Raw genomic sequence first — 16,227 nt, 5'->3', positions numbered from 1 at the left:
TTTCATGGGCGCCGGGGAGCGGCACCTCAGCCGGCGGCCAGGCTGCGCAGCGCCAGCGCGCTGACCAGCATGCCCAGCACGAACAGCGGCACGCCGAAGCCGCTGTACCAGGTGGCCTGGGCGCGGGGATTGGCCAGGAAGCGCCGCATCATCTGCGCCTGCACCACGATCAGGCCGCTCACCACCGCGGCGTGCCAGGGCGCCTGCCACAGCAGCAGCAGGGTCACGACCACGGCCTGGGGCAGCAGCATCGTCAGGCAGGCGGCGCGCGCGGCGCCGCGCACGCCCAGGCGCACCGGCAGCGAGCCGATGCCGGTGGCGCGGTCGCCTTCGATCGACTTGAAGTCGTTGAGCGTCATGATGCCGTGCGCGCCCAGGCTGTAGAGCAGGGCCAGCGCCACCGAGCGCTCCTGCGGCATCGTGCCCCAGGCCATCACCGCGGCGCCGGTGACCCAGGCCAGGCCTTCGTAGGACAGCGCGCAGGCCGCGTTGCCCCACCAGCCATTGCGCTTCAGGCGCAGCGGCGGCGCGCTGTAGGCCCAGGCCAGCAGCAGGCCCAGCACCGCGGCGCCAAAGCCCCAGCCGCCCAGCGGCACCGCGGCCAGCAGCGACAGCAGCGTCCAGATCAGCGCCACATACAGACCCCAGCGACCCGGCATGCGGCCCGAGGGAATGGGGCGTTGCGGTTCATTGATGGCGTCGACCTCGCGGTCGAACCAGTCGTTGACCGCCTGGCTGGTGGCGCAGACCAGCGGCCCGGCCAGCAGCACACCCAGCAGCACCAATCCCCAGCGGCCGTCCAGCGGCAGGCCGGAGGCCACCACGCCGCAGCCGAAGGCCCACATCGGCGGAAACCAGGTGATCGGCTTGAGCAGCTCGGCCACGGTGGCCAGGGAGGGGCGGCTGGCAGCAGACATGACCGCATTCTTTGGTTGACACGTGATGGTGTCAAGAGTAATTTACAGGGTGCGGACCCATCCCGGGTCGATCGCCGGGTCACCATGAACCACCCTGTCTCCCTGCGCCTGTCGCGTGCCCTGCCAGCCCGCCGACCACCGGTCATGCGTGCGGCAGTGGCGCGCGCGACTGCACCCGCGGCCACGGGGTCGATGGTGTGGTGGGAGCGGCTGCTGCCGTGGGTGCCCTCGGGCGGTACCGCGCCGCGGCCGCCGGGCTCGTTCTACGGCTGAGCTGTGCTGAACAGGCGCGGCTGCCACGCCTGGGCGCGGCGCGCGGTGGTCAGCCGCCGGTGAGTGTCAACGCGCCGCCTGGTCGGCGCTGCCCTCGGCCATGCCGTAGCGGCGCAGCTTCACATACAGGCTCTGGCGCGACAGGCCCAGCATCTCGGCGGCCGAGGCCCGGTTGCCCTGGGTCAGCTGCAGCGCGGCTTCAATGCACAGCTGCTCGATCAGGTCGGTGGACTCGCGCACCAGGTCGCGCAGCGGCATGCGCCCGACCAGCTGGGTGAGCTGCTCGACCGAGCGCGGCATGCCCTTGGCGCTGGTGTCTTCCTGACCCAGCCGGCGGCCGACGTGGCGGATGTTGAAGGCCACGCAGGGGGGCTCGGCCTCGGGCGCGGCGACGGCGGAGATCTCGACATCGGCCTCCACGCCCAGCTCGCCGTGCACCACGGTGTTGAACAGGCGCAGCGTGCCCTGCTGGCGCAGCGCGGCCAGCATCACGTTGAGGTCGACACCCGGGCGGCCCAGCCAGCGCTCGATCGATTCGCCGATCAGGTGCTCCTCGCGGGTCATCTGGGCCAGCTCGACGAAGGCCTTGTTGGCCATCAGCACCCGGCCATCGGGCGAGGTGACGACGAAGCCGTCGGGCAGTCCCTGAACCAGTTGCGACAGCCCCAGTTCGCGCGCGCCCTCGACGCCACCGGCCTGCAGCGGCCGCATGCGCACCAGGATCATCGTGCGCTCGTCCTGCGTGAACAGGCTGGCGCTGACCACCACGTCCAGACGGCGTGGTGTGGTGACGCGCAGCCGGTGCTCCTCGCTGCGGCCGCTGGAGCGCACGCGGTCGAGCAGCGCATCGAGCTCGCGCACGACGCGATCAGGCAGGCCGGTGCCCAGCGGCTGGCCGACCAGCCGGCGCGAGGACGGGCCCAGCAGCTCGATCGCCATCGGGTTGGCTTCCAGCACCCGCAGGTCGCTGGCGTCGACGATCAGGATGGCGTCGGTGGCCCGCTCGAACAGCAGACGGTAGCGCGCCTCGACATTGCGCAGGCGCAGGTAATCGCGCTCCACCGCATGCTGCGCATCAACCAGGCGCTGCTGCAGCTTGGCCAGGCTGCGCATGTCGCGGCCCAGCGCCAGCACGCGGCCCTGCTGGCCCACCGGCATCGCGCGGTACATGACCGGGAAATCGCCGCCCTGGCCCAGCGGATGGTTCACATGGCGCCACTGCGGGTTGCCGGTCTCGCTGAGCAGCGACTCGACCTTGGTGCGGCTCTCGGGGGTGACCACATCCACCCAGGGGCGGCCGACCCAGCCGCCTGGCACATCGCTGGGCAGGCCGTTGACACTGGTGGACACGTCCTCGACGACACCCTTCGGGTCGACGATCAGCGCGATGTCGGAGGCGGTCCAGATCAGCGACGCGGCATCGCCCGGCGCCAGCGCCTGCAGCGTGCGCTCAGGCTGGTCGAAGGTCTGTCCAACCGCTGCGAGGTGCCTGGTGGCCTTGCCGGCGCGTGTCAACGGGCGTCGTGTGCTCACCGGTTCGTATCCCGCGCGGTCATCAGGGCGTCGGCTACTAGAAGGGCTTGTCGGGCATCGGTGGCACCGGCGTCTGCACCCAGCGCCTGTGCCAATTCGGGACGGGATAATACCAGCGGCCCACCCAGCAGAACGATCAGCGGGTAACGGGCCTCCTGGCGCAGGCGGGCGATCAGGGACTTCAGCGGGTCGGTCTGGCGGTCACTGCCGATCGAGAAGCCGATCACGTCAAAGCGGTGGCTGCGCGCCAGGGCCAGCAGGCCGGCCTCGGCCTTGGGCTCGTCGGCGCAGACCTCCCAGCCCGAGGCGCGGAAGAAATCGCGCACCATCGACAGGCCCAGCGTGTGCTGCTCGCCCGGGGCGGGCGCGAACAGCGCACTGCGGGGCAGACGCGTGGCCTGCACGGTCGGCGGCAGGCGCTCGGCGATGCTGCGCAGCAGGCCCTGCAGCCGGCCCAGGCCGATCGTGACCTGGGTGAAGTCGCACAGATCGGCCGACCACAGCTCGCCCAGCCGCCGCGCGGCCGGGGCCAGCAGGTCCAGGCACAGCGTGGGCGCGGGCACGCCATGGTCCTGCAGGTAGATCACGTGCTGCATGGCCTGCTCGTAGCCCTGCAGCACGTGCTCGGTGAAGCGCTCGACCTCGTGGCTGTCCAGGCTGAAGCCGGCGCCCGAGGCCGAGGTCGAGGCCTGCGAATCGTGCTGCCGATGCAGCAGCATCAGGCGCGGAATGATCTGGTGTTCGACGGTGTCGAGCAGGGCGGCCGAATGGGCGCACAGCAGATCGTCGGCCCGGACGCCATGGCAGGTGTCTTCACCCGCTGGCAGCCGTGTGGGGGGCGGCGCGTGACCCCGGTTCCATGAACCCATGCACATCTCCTCAACGCTGATGCTCGGCACAGCGACCCAGGTGCATTGTCGGGCTCTGTCGGTAGACCATCCCCCTAGATCAGAAGTCCCGGGGAGGGAGGGGCCGCGGGCCCCTGCGCTGCGTTGCACTGATTGCCGTCGTGTCGGTTCATATCAGGCGCCGACGCTCCAGCCGAGCTTGTACGCCGCCTGAGGGTGGATGTCAAAGCAGGCGTGACGACGCCCGCAGGGAGATCCAACCTTGGTCGCTACCGTAGCGTCAATTCAAATTAACGTCAATCATCATTGACACCGCTGCTGCGGCGATCTAGATTGGGCCGCCTGCCCCATTGCGGGTCCGATGCACCTTCCCCGCCCGCCGTGAGCCCCTCCCCCCTTCGTTCCCCTGCTGCCGCCCCGACAGGCGCCGCCCCGCTGTACACCCCCCAGGAGCGCCTGCGCCGCGACGCCTCGCCCTGGACGCTGGTGCAGGGCGTGCTCGCGCCGCTGCAGTTCGGGGTCTTCCTGGTGAGCCTGGCGCTGGTGTTGCGGTCACTCGACAGTGGTGCCCACCAATCGGCCGCGCTGATCTCGGTGGGCGTGAAGACCGCGGTGCTCTACCTGATCATGGTCACCGGCTCGATCTGGGAGAAGCAGGTCTTCGGCGTCTGGCTGTTCGCGCGCCCCTTCTTCTGGGAAGACGTGTTCAGCATGCTGGTGCTGGCACTGCACACCGCCTACCTGCTGGCCTGGTCGCAGGGCTGGCTGGACACGCGGGCGCTGCTGCTGCTGGCGCTGGCGGCCTATGCCAGCTACCTGGTCAATGCCGGCCAGTTCGTCTGGAAGCTACGCATGGCCCGCCTGCAGGCGCCGCCCGCGCTGGCTGTGGCGAAGGGGCTGTGATGAATGGTCCCGCCCCGGTGTTCCAGTTGCTGCCCGAGTCGGTGCTGCGCGAGCGCGGCCAGCGCGAGGTCTTCTGCGGTCTGACCGGCATCGTCTGGCTGCACCGCAAGATGCAGGACGCGTTCTTCCTGGTGGTGGGCTCGCGCACCTGTGCGCACCTGCTGCAGTCGGCGGCCGGGGTGATGATCTTCGCCGAGCCGCGCTTCGGCACCGCCATCCTCGATGAGCGCGACCTGGCCGGCCTGGCCGATGCGCACGACGAGATCGACCGCGTGGTGGCCGATCTGCTGGCGCGCCGCCCCGACATCCGCACGCTGTTCCTGGTGGGCTCCTGCCCGTCCGAGGTCATCAAGCTCGACCTGGCGCGCGCCGCCGAGCGGCTCAACGGCCGCGTCGCGCCCGGTGTGCGGGTGCTGAACTACAGCGGCAGCGGCATCGAGACCACCTTCACCCAGGGCGAGGACGCCTGCCTGGCCGCCCTGGTGGCCGAACTGCCCGCCGCCGCGCCCGAGGCCCCGCCCTCGCTGCTGGTGGCCGGCGCGCTGCCCGACGTGGTCGAGGACCAGCTGAGCCGCCTGCTCAGTGCCATCGGCATTCCCGCCGTGCACTTCCTGCCGGCACGCCGCCGTGGCGAGCTGCCGGCGGTCGGCCCGTCGACCCGTCTGCTGCTGGCCCAGCCTTTCCTGGCCGACACCGCCCGCGCGCTGGCCGCACGCGGCGCGCGTCACCTGCCGGCGGCCTTCCCCTTCGGCATCGAGGGCACCACCGCCTGGCTCGAAGCCGCGGCGGCGGCCTTCGGCATCGGCCCCGAGGTGGTCGAGCGCGTCACCCGCCCGGCGCGCGAGCGGGCCCAGGCCGCGCTGGCGCGCCACCGCCCGCTGCTGGCCGGCAAGCGCGTCTTCTTCTTCCCCGACTCGCAGCTCGAGGTGCCGCTGGCGCGTTTCCTGAGTCGCGAGCTGGGCATGGACCTGGTCGAGGTGGGCACGCCCTACCTGCACCGCCAGCACCTGGCGCCCGAGCTGGCCTGGCTGCCCGCGGGCACCCAGTTGTCGGAGGGCCAGGACGTCGACCGCCAGCTGGACCGCTGCCGCGCCGCGCAGCCCGACCTGGTGGTCTGCGGCCTGGGCCTGGCCAATCCGCTGGAGGCCGAGGGCCTGACCACCAAGTGGTCGATCGAGCTGGTCTTCACCCCGGTGCACGGCTACGAGCAGGCGGGCGACCTGGCCGGCCTGTTCGCCCGCCCCCTGGACCGCCGCCAACGGCTGGCCGCCTGACGAGGACACCACGATGCAACTGACGCTCTGGACCTACGAAGGACCGCCGCATGTGGGCGCGATGCGCGTGGCCACCGCGATGCGCGACGTCCACTACGTGCTGCACGCCCCGCAGGGCGACACCTACGCCGACCTGCTGTTCACGATGATCGAGCGCCGCGACCAGCGCCCGCCGGTCACCTACACCACCTTCCAGGCGCGCGACCTGGGCGCCGACACCGCCGAGCTGTTCAAGACCGCGGTGCGCGACGCCGTGGCGCGCCACCAGCCCGCCGCGCTGCTGGTGGGCGCGTCCTGCACCGCCGAGCTGATCCAGGACGACCCCGGTGGCCTGGCCTCCACGCTGCAGCTGCCGCTGCCGGTGATCCCGCTGGAGCTGCCCGCCTACCAGCGCAAGGAGAACTGGGGCGCTGCCGAGACCCTGTACCGCCTGGTGCGCGGCCTGGCCGGCCTGCCACCCGCGTCCTACGCGCGCCCGCCGCGTCCGGCCGACCGCGCGCCGCGCGCCAACATCCTGGGCCCGATGGCGCTGGGCTTTCGCCACCGCGACGACCTGCGCGAGGTGCGCGAGCTGCTGGCGCTGCTGGGCATCGAGGTGAACGTGGTGGCCCCGCTGGATGCCCACGCCGCCGACCTGGCGCGCATCCCCGAGGCCGACTTCAATGTCGTCATGTACCCCGAGCTGGCCGGCACGCTGGCCGACTGGCTGGCACGCCAGTGGCAGCAGCCGCGCACCCGTCAGGTGCCGATCGGCCTGGGCGCCACCGCCGACTTCATCGCCGAGCTGGCCACGCTGGCCGGCGTCGACCCGGCCCCCGCGCTGCAACGCATTGATGCACGGGCGCGCTGGTTCGCCCGCTCGGTCGACAGCACCTACCTCACCGGCAAGCGCGTCTTCATCTTCGGCGACGCCTGCCACGCGGTGGCCGCCGCGCGGATGGCGGCGCGCGAGATCGGCTTCACCGTCGCCGGCCTGGGCACCTACAGCCGCGAGCAGGCGCGCGACCTGCGCGAGGCCGCGGCGCTCTACGGCGTCGAGCCCCTGATCACCGACGACTACCTCGAGGTGGAACGCCACATCGCCGCGCTGCAGCCTGACCTGGTGCTGGGCACGCAGATGGAGCGCCACATCGCCAAGCGCCTGGGCCTGCCCTGCGCCGTGATCTCGGCGCCGGTGCATGTGCAGGACTTCCCCGCCCGCCACGCGCCGCAGATGGGCCTGGAAGGCGCCAACGTGATGTTCGACGCCTGGGTGCTGCCGCTGATGATGGGCCTGGAAGAGCACCTGCTGGCGATGTTCCGCGACGACTTCGAGTTCTCGCCGCAGGCCGCGCCCTCCCACCTGGGGGCCAGCGCACCGACGCCGCTGCCCGCGCCGCTGGCGGCCCCGGCCCCGGCCTCCAACGAGCCGAGCTGGGCGGTGGAGGCCGAGCGCGAGCTGCACAAGATCCCCTTCTTCGTGCGCGGCAAGGCGCGCCGCAACACCGAGCGCTTCGCGCGCGACCGTGGCGTGGCCCTGATCACTGTCGAGACCCTCTACGATGCCAAGGCCCACTTCAGCGCCTGAGTCCCGCGCCGCGGGCCCGGCCCCGGTGCCACTGCGCGTGGTGCTGGTGACGATGGACAGCCACATCGCCAGCGCCGCCGAGCGCGCCGCCCGCGAACTCGCGCGCGCCCTGCCCGGCCTGCGGCTGGCGGTGCACGCGGCCTCGGAGTGGGCCGACAAGCCTGCCGCGCTGGCGCGCTGCCACGAGGACATCGCCCAGGGCGACATCGTCATCGTGACGATGCTGTTCATGGAAGACCACTTCCTGCCGGTGCTCGACGCGCTGCGTGCGCGCCGCGCGCAGTGCGACGCCATGGTCTGCGCCATGTCGGCCGCCGAGGTGATGAAGCTCACCCGCATGGGGCGCCTGAGCATGGACGGCCAGGCCACCGGCATCACCGCGCTGCTCAAGAAGCTGCGCCACCGCCTGTCCGGCAAGGGCGAAAGCGAGGGCTCGACCCAGCCCAGCGCCGGCGCCCAGCAGATGGCGATGCTGCGCCGCCTGCCGCAGATCCTGCGCTTCATCCCCGGCACCGCCCAGGACCTGCGTGCCTACTTCCTGGTGCTGCAGTACTGGCTGGCCGGCTCGCAGGACAACGTGGCCAGCCTGGTCAAGCTGCTGGTGCAGCGCTACGCCAGCGGCCCGCGCGAGGCCTACCGCGCCCGCGCCAAGCCCGACGCGCCGGTCGAGTACCCCGAGGTCGGCCTCTACCACCCGCGCATGCAGCCCGCGCTGGCCGACCAGGCCAGCGCGCTGCCGGCACCGTCGGCGCCGCAGGGCACGGTGGGCCTGCTGCTGCTGCGCAGCTACCTGCTGGCCGGCAACACCGCCCATTACGACGGCGTGATCACCGCGCTGGAAGCCCGCGGCCTGCGCGTGCTGCCGGCCTTCGCCACCGGGCTGGACGCGCGCCCGGCGGTGGAGAAGTTCTTCCTCGCCGACGGCCGGCCCTGCGTCGACAGCGTGGTCTCATTGACCGGCTTCTCGCTGGTAGGCGGCCCGGCCTACAACGACGCCCGCGCCGCCGAGGACCTGCTGGCCCGGCTGGACGTGCCCTACCTGTCGGTGATGCCGGTCGAGTTCCAGACACTGGAGCAGTGGGGCGGCTCCGAGCGTGGCCTGCTGCCGGTCGAAGCCACGATGATGGTGGCGCTGCCTGAACTGGACGGTGCCACCGGCGCGATGGTCTACGGCGGCCGCAGCGACAGCGCCGGCCACGCCTGCAACGGCTGTGCACGCCAATGCACCTTCGCTGCCGCGCCCGAGGCCCACGACATGCAGACCTGCCCCGAGCGGGCCGACATGCTGGCCGCCCGCGTGGCCCGGCTGGTGGCGCTGCGCCGCAGCCAGCGCGCCCAGCGCCGCGTGGCCTGCGTGCTGTTCAACTTCCCGCCCAACGCCGGCAACACCGGCACCGCGGCCTTCCTGTCGGTGTTTGAAAGCCTGCACAACCTGCTGCTGTCGCTGCAGCAGCAGGGCTACACGGTGGAGGTGCCGCCCACGCCGGATGCGCTGCGCGAGCGCATCATCTTCGGCAATGCCGAACGCCTGGGCGCCTCGGCCAATGTGCATGCCCGCATCCCCACCGACGACCACGTGCGCCAGCAGCCCTGGCTGGCCGAGATCGAATCGCAATGGGGCCCGGCCCCGGGCCGCATCCAGAGCGACGGCAGCAGCATCCACGTGCTCGGCGAGCGCTTCGGCAACGTCTTCGTCGGCATACAGCCCGGCATGGGCTACGAGGGCGACCCGATGCGCCTGCTCTTCGAGCACGGCTTCGCCCCCACCCATGCGTTTGCCGCTTTCTACCGCTGGCTGCGCGAGGACTTCCGCGCCGACGCGGTGCTGCACTTCGGCACCCATGGCGCGCTGGAGTTCATGCCCGGCAAGCAGGCCGGCCTGTCCGGCGCCTGCTGGCCCGACCGGCTGATCGGCGAGCTGCCCAACTTCTACCTCTACGCCTCGAACAACCCGTCCGAGGGCACGATCGCCAAGCGTCGCGCCGCCGCCACGCTGATCAGCTACCTGACGCCGCCGGTCTCGCAGGCCGGGCTGTACCGCGAGCTGGGCGACCTGAAGGCCTCGCTGCAGCGATGGCGCGCGCTGGACCCGTCGGCCGATGCCGAACGCGCCGCGCTGGCCGCGCTGGTGCAGGCCCAGGCCCAGGCACTGGAGATGGCCCCGGCGCAACCCGACTGGGCCGACCTGGACGCGCCGGCCCAGGCCGCGCAGGCCGACCGCCTGTGGCGCCTGCTGCTCGAGACCGAGACCACGCTGATCCCCCACGGCCTGCACGTGGTGGGCCGCGCGCCCTCGCCCAGCGAACGGCTGGACTTCCTGCAGGCGATGAGCGCCGCCTCGGCCGCTGGGGGTGGCCAGCAAGCGCTGCCGCGCGAGGTGCTGCAGGCGCTGGTCGACGGCCGCAGCCCGGCGCAGGCCTTGGCCGATGCCGGTCTGCCGGCCGACGATGCGCGCCGCGAACGACTGGAAGAACTCGCCCGCGCCGAGCGCCTGCTGGCCCAGGACCACGAGATCGGCGCGCTGCTGCACGCGCTGGACGGCGGCTATGTGCGCCCGGCGCCCGGCAGCGACGTGGTCCACGACCCGTCGGTGCTGCCCACCGGCCGCAACCTGCACGGCTTCGACCCCTTCCGCCTGCCCAGTGCCTTTGCGGTGATCGACGGCGCGCGCCAGGCCGATCGCCTGCTGGCGCGCCACCAGGCCGACGGCCACCCGCTGCCCGAGACGGTGGCCCTGGTGCTGTGGGGCACCGACAACCTGAAGACCGAAGGCGCCCCGATCGCCCAGGCGCTGGCCCTGCTGGGTGCCAGGCCGCGCTTCGACGGCTACGGCCGCCTGGCCGGTGCCGAGCTGCGCCCGCTGGCCGAGCTGGGCCGCCCGCGCATCGACGTGGTGGTCACGCTCTCGGGCATCTTCCGCGACCTGCTGCCGCTGCAGATCAAGCTGCTGGCCGAGGCCGCCTTCCTGGCCGCCAGCGCCGACGAGCCGCCCGAGCTGAACTTCGTGCGGCGCCACGCGCTGGCCTTCCAGCAGGCCCATGGCGGCTCGCTGGAGGACGCCGCGCTGCGGGTCTTCGGCAATGCCGAGGGCGCCTATGGCGCCAACGTCAACATGCTGATCGACAACAGCCGCTGGGACGGCGAGGACGAGTTGGCCGAGACCTACACCCGCCGCAAGGGCTTCGCCTACGGCCGCAGCGGCCGCCCGGCCAAGCACCCGGCGCTGCTGGGCAGCGTGCTGGCCGATGTCTCGCTCGCGTACCAGAACCTGGACTCGGTGGAGCTGGGCGTCACCACCATCGACACCTATTTCGACACCCTGGGCGGCATCAGCCGCGCCGTGGCGCGCGCCAAGCGCGAGGCCGGCCGCGCCGAGCCGGGCGACGCCACCGCGCCGGTCTACATCGGCGACGCCACGCGCGGCGAGGGCACGGTGCGCACCCTCAACGAGCAGGTGATGCTGGAGACCCGCACCCGCATGCTCAACCCCAAGTGGTACGAGGGCCTGCTGGCCCACGGCTACGAGGGCGTGCGCCAGATCGAGACCGCGATCACCAACACCATGGGCTGGTCGGCCACCACCGGCCAGGTCGCGCCCTGGGTCTACCAGCAGCTCACGCGCACCTTCATGCTCGACGAGGCCATGCGCGACCGCCTGGCCACCCTCAATCCCCACGCGTCGGCCAAGGTGGCCCAGCGTCTGCTGGAGGCGCACACGCGCCGCTACTGGACGCCCGACGCGGACATGCTGGCGGCGCTGCAGCGCGCCGGCGAAGAGCTGGAAGACCGGCTCGAAGGCATCTTCCCTGAAAGGGCCGCCGCATGAACGATATCTCCGTGCCCGTCCACCTGCTGCGCCGGGCCTCCGGCCGCGATGGCGAGGGCAGCGTGCAGGTCCACATGGACCCGCTGGCCGACCCCTCGCTGCAGATCGGCACCGCCAAGGTGTTTGCCGTCTATGGCAAGGGCGGCATCGGCAAGAGCACCACCAGCTCCAACCTCAGCGTGGCCTTCAGCAAGCTGGGCAAGCGGGTGCTGCAGATCGGCTGCGACCCCAAGCACGACTCCACCTTCACGCTGACCAAGAAGCTGATGCCCACCGTCATCGACGCACTGGAATCGGTGAACTTCCACGCCGAGGAACTGCGCACCGAGGACTTCGTCTGGCAGGGCTACAACGGCGTGATGTGCGTCGAGGCCGGCGGACCGCCGGCCGGCACCGGCTGCGGCGGCTACGTGGTGGGCCAGACCGTCAAGCTGCTCAAGGAGCACCACCTGCTCGACGACACCGACGTGGTGATCTTCGATGTGCTGGGCGACGTGGTCTGCGGCGGCTTCGCCGCGCCGCTGCAGCACGCCGACCGCGCGGTGATCGTCACCGCCAACGACTTCGACTCGATCTTCGCGATGAACCGCATCGTGCAGGCAATCGGCGCCAAGGCCAAGAACTACAAGGTGCGCCTGGGCGGCGTGGTGGCCAACCGCTCCAACGCCACCGACCAGATCGACCGCTTCAACGCCCAGGCCGGGCTGAAGACGCTGGCCTGCTTCCCCGACCTGGATGCGATCCGCCGCAGCCGCCTGAAGAAGGCCACGCTGTTCGAGATGGAGGACAGCCCCGAGGTGCGCGCGGTGCAGGACGAGTACCTGAAGCTCGCCGCCCGCCTGTTCGCCGGCGGCGAGCCCTTCCAGGCGGTGCCGCTGAAGGACCGCGACCTGTTCGACCTGCTGGGCTACGACTGAACGCCATGGACATGCCCACCCGATTCCCCGTGGCCGAGCGGCCAGCGGCCTACGCCCACCGGCGCGGCCAGATCGAGACCTACTTCGACCGCACCGCGGTGCAGGCCTGGGCGCGGCTCACGTCGGACGCCCCCGTGGGCCGCATCCGCGCCACGGTGCGCGCCGGCCGCGGCCGCATGCGCAGCCAACTGCTCGACTGGCTGCCGGCCGACCTGCGTGGCCAGCGCCTGCTGGACGCTGGCTGCGGCACCGGTGCGCTGGCCGTGGAGGCCGCGCGCCGCGGCGCCGAGGTGGTGGCGATCGATCTGTCACCCACGCTGATGGCGCTGGCGCAGGAGCGCCTGCCGGCCGACCTGGGCGCAGGCCGCATCACCTTCCTGGCCGGCGACATGCTGGACCCGGCGCTGGGCCACTTCGACCACGTGGTGGCGATGGACTCGCTGATCCACTACGAGACCGTCGACGCGGTGCAGGCGCTGGCCGCGCTGGCCGAGCGCACGCGCGCCTCGATGCTGTTCACCTTTGCGCCGCGCACGCCCGCGCTGGCGGCGATGCATGCGGTGGGCCGCTTCTTCCCGCGCAGCGACCGCGCGCCGGCCATCGTGCCGGTGGCCGAGCACGACCTGCACCAGCGCCTGCAGCAGCGCCTGGGTGGTCAGGGCTGGGCCTGCGCCGGCACCGAGCGCGTGGCCTCGGGCTTCTACACCTCGCAGGCCATGGCCTGGAGGCGCGGATGAACGGCCGCGCGCAGCAGAAGGTCCTGGCGCTGTGGCGCCAGGTCGGGCTGCGCTTCCTGCCTTTTGCCGACGCCGCCACGCCCGAGCTGCCGCTGGGGCGCCTGCTGCGCCTGTCGCTGTTCCAGGTCTCGGTGGGCCTGGCGCTGGCGCTGCTCAACGGCACGCTCAACCGGGTGATGATCGTCGAGCTGGCGGTGCCGGCCTGGCTGGTCTCGCTGATGGTGGCGCTGCCCATCGTCTTCGCGCCGGTGCGGGCGCTGATCGGCCACCGCAGCGACCACCATGCGTCGGCGCTGGGCTGGCGCCGCGTGCCCTACATCTGGTTCGGCTCGCTGCTGCAGTTCGGCGGCCTGTCGATCATGCCCTTCGCCCTGCTCGTGCTCACCGGTGAAGGCACCGGCCCGGCCTGGGTGGGCCAGCTGGGCGCGGCGCTGGCCTTCCTGCTGGTGGGCGCCGGCCTGCACACCACGCAGACCGCCGGCCTGGCGCTGGCCACCGACTTGGCCGCGCCGGCGCAGCGCCCGCGCGTGGTGGCGCTGCTGTATGTGTCGCTGATGCTGGGCATCCTGGGCAGCGGCGTGGCGCTGGGCCTGCTGCTGCAGGACTTCAGCCCGCTGCGCCTGGTGCAGGTGGTGCAGGGCGCGGCGCTGCTGACGATGCTGCTCAACGGCGTGGCGCTGTGGAAGCAGGAGGCCCGCCAGCCGCGCCGCATCGCGGCCGAGCGGCCCGAGTTCCGCCGCGCCTGGTCCGCCTTCGCCGGCCGCGCGCCGGTGCGCCGCCTGCTGTGGGCAGTGGGCCTGGGCACCGCGGCCTTCAGCATGCAGGACATCCTGCTCGAACCCTATGGCGGCCAGGTGCTGCACCTGCCGGTGGCGCGCACCTCGCTGCTGAGCGCGCTCACCGCGGCCGGCGCGCTGGTGGCTTTTGCGCTGGCCGCGCGCGCGCTGCAGCAGGGCCGCGACGCGGTGCGCCTGGCGGCTGGCGGCGCGCTGGTCGGTGTCTGGGCCTTTGCCGCGGTGGTGTTTGCCGAGCCGCTGTCCTCGGTCGCACTGTTCGCCGCCGGCGCCGGCCTGATCGGCCTGGGCGGCGGCCTGTTCAGCGTGGCCATGCTCAGCGCGGTCATGGCGCTCGACGAATCGGGTGACGGCGCGGTGCCGCACGGCCTGGCGCTGGGCGCCTGGGGCGCGGTGCAGGCCACCGCCGCGGGCCTGGCCATTGCGCTGGGCGGCGCGGTGCGGGATGCGGTCTCGGCCCTGGCCGTGACCGGCTGGCTGGGGCCGGCGCTGAGCAGCCCCGGCGTTGGATTCAGCGTGGTCTATCACCTCGAGATCGCGCTGCTGTTCGCCACCCTGGTGGCATTGGGACCGCTGGTGCGACGCCCGCGGCCCGGTTCCGGGGCACCGGTGGGCCGTTTCGGCCTGGCCGAGTTCCCCGGCTGACGATCACTGAAGGAGCAAGCCCATGTCTCATCTTGGCGCCATCACCCACAACATCGACATTGCCCAGGTCGTGCTGTACATGTTCTGGATCTTCTTTGCCGGGTTGATCTACTACCTCCACCGCGAGAACAAGCGCGAGGGCTACCCGCTGGAGTCCGACGGCCGCGGCGGCCGCGTGGTCATCCAGGGCTTCCCGGCGGTGCCGGCGCCCAAGACCTTCCTGCTGCGCGACGGCAGCACCCGCCAGGCGCCCGGTGCGAACTCGGCCCCGGAACCGCTGGTCGGTGGCGAGGCCACCTCGCGCGTGCCCGGCTCGCCGATCGTGCCCATCGGTGACCCGATGCGCGCAGGAGTCGGCCCCGGCGCCTTCGCCGCCGGCCGCCCCGACACGCCCGACCTGACCTGGGACGACCGCGGCCCGCGCCTGCAGCCGCTGCGCGTGGCCGCTGGCTTCGACATCGCCCACGGCGACCCCGACCCGCGCGGCATGCCGGTGCTGGGCGCTGACGGTGCCCAGGGCGGCACCGTGGTGGACGCCTGGGTCGACCGCAGCGAGGTGCTGCTGCGCTACCTGGAAGTGGAAGTGGCCGGTGGCCGCCGCGTGCTGCTGCCGATGACGCTGGCCAAGGTGGGCGAGCGCTCGGTCAAGGTGCAGTCGATCCTGGGCCACCAGTTCGTGGGCGTGCCCGGCACCAGGCTGCCTGACCAGGTCACGCTGCTCGAGGAAGAGCGCATCGGTGCCTACTACGGCGCCGGCACGCTGTACGCCGAGCCCTCGCGCCAGGAGCCGCTGCTGTGAACCCCGGCCGCGCCCGCGAGCACCACAGCGAGCCGCAGCCCGGTCTGCCCGAGCGGCTGCCGGCGGGCGAGCGCCTGCTGTGGCAAGGCGCGCCGGACGCCCGTGTGCTGGCCCGGCGCGGCTTTCACCTGGGCGGCTTCGCGCTGTACTTCGCGGCGCTGCTGGCCTGGCGGACCTGGAACCTGGTGTCCGACGGCGCCGGTGCACCGGCCCTGCTGGTGGGCACCGCGCCGCTGCTGGGCCTGGCCGTGCTGGCGCTGGGCTTCATCGCCGTGCTGGCCTGGCTGGTCGAGCGCACCACGCTCTACACGCTGACCGACCGCCGCCTGGTGCTGCGCATCGGCATCGTGCTGACGGTGAGCTTCAACCTGCCGCTCACACGCATCGAGGCTGCCGAGCTGCGCCGCCACCCCGATGGCAGCGGCGATCTGTCGCTGCGCCTGCTGGGCGATGACCGCATCGGCGTGATGCACCTGTGGCCGCACTGCCGCCCCTGGCGCTTCGCCCGCGCCGAGCCGATGCTGCGTGCGCTGCCCGACGTCGACCGCGTCGCCGCGCTGCTGGGCACCGCCCTGAGTGCGTCCCTGCAACCCGATCAGCGCGCCACCAGCGCCGCGCCGACCACCACCGAGCCCGCGGCCCTGCCTGGCCACCTGCCGCACGCCGCCTGAGACCGCCATGCACAGCGCCGCCCCACCCCTTGAGCACGACGACCATGTCGAGGTCCCCCGCGGCGCGCTGCGCGCCATCGCCGCCCTGATCCTGGCCACGCTGCTGGCCGTGGCCTGGGTGCAGCTCAGCGGCGGTGCGCCGTCCAGCGCCAGCACCGCACCGGTGGTGGTCGAGCGCTGGCTGCAGTTCAGCGACCTGCCGGACGGCCGCATCGAGGTGCGCGAGGACGGTCACCCGCTGGCCACGCTGTCGGCCGGCGCCCACGGCTTCCTGCGTGGCGCGCTGCGTGCGCTGGCGCGCGAGCGCCGCGTGGCCGGCCTGGCGGCGCAGGTGCCCCTGGCGGCCAGCACGCCGACCCCCGCCTTCCGCCTGCGCGCCCATGCCGACGGCCGCCTCAGCCTGGACGACCCGGCCACCGGCGTGCGCATCGACCTGGAATCCTTCGGCCCGACCAACACCGCCGACTTCGCTCAGCTGCTGCACCTGCCGGCCCTGGCGCCGTCGCGCTGAGCCCCTTCACCC

General features: G+C 72.5%; 13 protein-coding genes. 10 read left to right on the top strand and 3 right to left on the bottom strand.

The features are described from left to right. Nucleotides 1-26 precede the first annotated feature (26 nt). The 3 genes from chlG to KAK07_RS08740 all read right to left on the bottom strand — a co-directional run bounded on the left by chlG (nt 27) and on the right by KAK07_RS08740 (nt 3,592). Nucleotides 27-917, bottom strand: coding sequence for a chlorophyll synthase ChlG (chlG, locus tag KAK07_RS08750; RefSeq protein ID WP_210860263.1), 891 nt, complete (start codon nt 915-917; stop codon nt 27-29). Nucleotides 918-1,256: 339 nt separating this feature from the next. Next, nucleotides 1,257-2,723, bottom strand: a complete 1,467-nt coding sequence (ppsR, locus tag KAK07_RS08745; RefSeq protein ID WP_310740713.1) for a transcriptional regulator PpsR — start codon at nt 2,721-2,723, stop codon at nt 1,257-1,259. After that, the gene (locus KAK07_RS08740; protein ID WP_210852981.1) at nt 2,720-3,592 is read right to left on the bottom strand and encodes a cobalamin B12-binding domain-containing protein; all 873 of its coding nucleotides are present in this window, start codon (nt 3,590-3,592) and stop codon (nt 2,720-2,722) included. Before KAK07_RS08740 ends, ppsR begins: the two co-directional genes overlap by 4 nt. A gap of 360 nt (nt 3,593-3,952) precedes the next feature. On the opposite strand from KAK07_RS08740, the gene bchF reads away from it, so the two are divergent. The 10 genes from bchF to puhC are packed head-to-tail and all read left to right on the top strand — an operon-like array spanning nt 3,953 to nt 16,215. After that, nucleotides 3,953-4,474 carry a 2-vinyl bacteriochlorophyllide hydratase gene (gene bchF, locus KAK07_RS08735; protein WP_210852979.1) on the top strand — a complete coding sequence of 174 codons (522 nt, stop codon included), beginning with the start codon at nt 3,953-3,955 and terminating at the stop codon, nt 4,472-4,474. Beyond that, nucleotides 4,474-5,748, top strand: coding sequence for a ferredoxin:protochlorophyllide reductase (ATP-dependent) subunit N (locus KAK07_RS08730; RefSeq protein WP_210852978.1), 1,275 nt, complete (start codon nt 4,474-4,476; stop codon nt 5,746-5,748). Before bchF ends, KAK07_RS08730 begins: the two co-directional genes overlap by 1 nt. A gap of 13 nt (nt 5,749-5,761) precedes the next feature. Continuing rightward, nucleotides 5,762-7,315: a ferredoxin:protochlorophyllide reductase (ATP-dependent) subunit B gene (bchB, locus tag KAK07_RS08725; protein ID WP_210852976.1), complete on the top strand. Its 1,554-nt coding sequence runs from the start codon at nt 5,762-5,764 to the stop codon at nt 7,313-7,315. Further along, nucleotides 7,290-11,141 (top strand): magnesium chelatase subunit H, encoded by a 3,852-nt coding sequence (locus tag KAK07_RS08720; RefSeq protein ID WP_210860261.1) that lies wholly within the window; start codon nt 7,290-7,292, stop codon nt 11,139-11,141. The genes bchB and KAK07_RS08720 overlap by 26 nt, the downstream gene beginning before the upstream one ends. Next, nucleotides 11,138-12,058 carry a ferredoxin:protochlorophyllide reductase (ATP-dependent) iron-sulfur ATP-binding protein gene (gene bchL / locus KAK07_RS08715; RefSeq protein WP_210852972.1) on the top strand — a complete coding sequence of 307 codons (921 nt, stop codon included), beginning with the start codon at nt 11,138-11,140 and terminating at the stop codon, nt 12,056-12,058. Before KAK07_RS08720 ends, bchL begins: the two co-directional genes overlap by 4 nt. A 5-nt stretch (nt 12,059-12,063) precedes the next feature. Further along, on the top strand, nt 12,064-12,795 hold the full coding sequence (gene bchM / locus KAK07_RS08710) for a magnesium protoporphyrin IX methyltransferase (protein ID WP_247664290.1): 732 nt from the start codon (nt 12,064-12,066) through the stop codon (nt 12,793-12,795). Then, nucleotides 12,792-14,234 carry a BCD family MFS transporter gene (locus KAK07_RS08705; RefSeq protein WP_210860258.1) on the top strand — a complete coding sequence of 481 codons (1,443 nt, stop codon included), beginning with the start codon at nt 12,792-12,794 and terminating at the stop codon, nt 14,232-14,234. The genes bchM and KAK07_RS08705 overlap by 4 nt, the downstream gene beginning before the upstream one ends. 22 nt (nt 14,235-14,256) lie before the next feature. Further along, entirely contained in the window at nt 14,257-15,033 is a 777-nt protein-coding gene (gene puhA / locus KAK07_RS08700; protein ID WP_210852969.1) for a photosynthetic reaction center subunit H, read from the top strand. Continuing rightward, nucleotides 15,030-15,704, top strand: a complete 675-nt coding sequence (gene puhB / locus KAK07_RS25600) for a photosynthetic complex putative assembly protein PuhB (RefSeq protein ID WP_210860250.1) — start codon at nt 15,030-15,032, stop codon at nt 15,702-15,704. Before puhA ends, puhB begins: the two co-directional genes overlap by 4 nt. Nucleotides 15,705-15,711: 7 nt before the next feature. Beyond that, nucleotides 15,712-16,215: a photosynthetic complex assembly protein PuhC gene (gene puhC, locus KAK07_RS08690; protein ID WP_210852965.1), complete on the top strand. Its 504-nt coding sequence runs from the start codon at nt 15,712-15,714 to the stop codon at nt 16,213-16,215. Nucleotides 16,216-16,227 lie beyond the last annotated feature (12 nt).

It is taken from the genome of Ideonella alba (assembly GCF_018069875.1).
GTDB lineage: Bacteria > Pseudomonadota > Gammaproteobacteria > Burkholderiales > Burkholderiaceae_C > Ideonella > Ideonella alba.
Note: the sequence above shows the minus strand (reverse complement) of the source record. Positions and strands in the feature narration are given on the sequence as shown.

Coding starts and splice junctions, on each gene's coding strand:
- KAK07_RS08730 (WP_210852978.1), top strand. CDS start 4,474: ATGAATGGTCCCGCCCCGGTGTTCCAGTTGCTGCCCGAGTCGGTGCTG.
- bchM (WP_247664290.1), top strand. CDS start 12,064: ATGGACATGCCCACCCGATTCCCCGTGGCCGAGCGGCCAGCGGCCTAC.
- chlG (WP_210860263.1), bottom strand. CDS start 917: ATGTCTGCTGCCAGCCGCCCCTCCCTGGCCACCGTGGCCGAGCTGCTC.
- KAK07_RS08720 (WP_210860261.1), top strand. CDS start 7,290: ATGCCAAGGCCCACTTCAGCGCCTGAGTCCCGCGCCGCGGGCCCGGCC.
- KAK07_RS08705 (WP_210860258.1), top strand. CDS start 12,792: ATGAACGGCCGCGCGCAGCAGAAGGTCCTGGCGCTGTGGCGCCAGGTC.
- KAK07_RS08740 (WP_210852981.1), bottom strand. CDS start 3,592: ATGGGTTCATGGAACCGGGGTCACGCGCCGCCCCCCACACGGCTGCCA.
- bchL (WP_210852972.1), top strand. CDS start 11,138: ATGAACGATATCTCCGTGCCCGTCCACCTGCTGCGCCGGGCCTCCGGC.
- bchB (WP_210852976.1), top strand. CDS start 5,762: ATGCAACTGACGCTCTGGACCTACGAAGGACCGCCGCATGTGGGCGCG.
- puhC (WP_210852965.1), top strand. CDS start 15,712: ATGCACAGCGCCGCCCCACCCCTTGAGCACGACGACCATGTCGAGGTC.
- puhA (WP_210852969.1), top strand. CDS start 14,257: ATGTCTCATCTTGGCGCCATCACCCACAACATCGACATTGCCCAGGTC.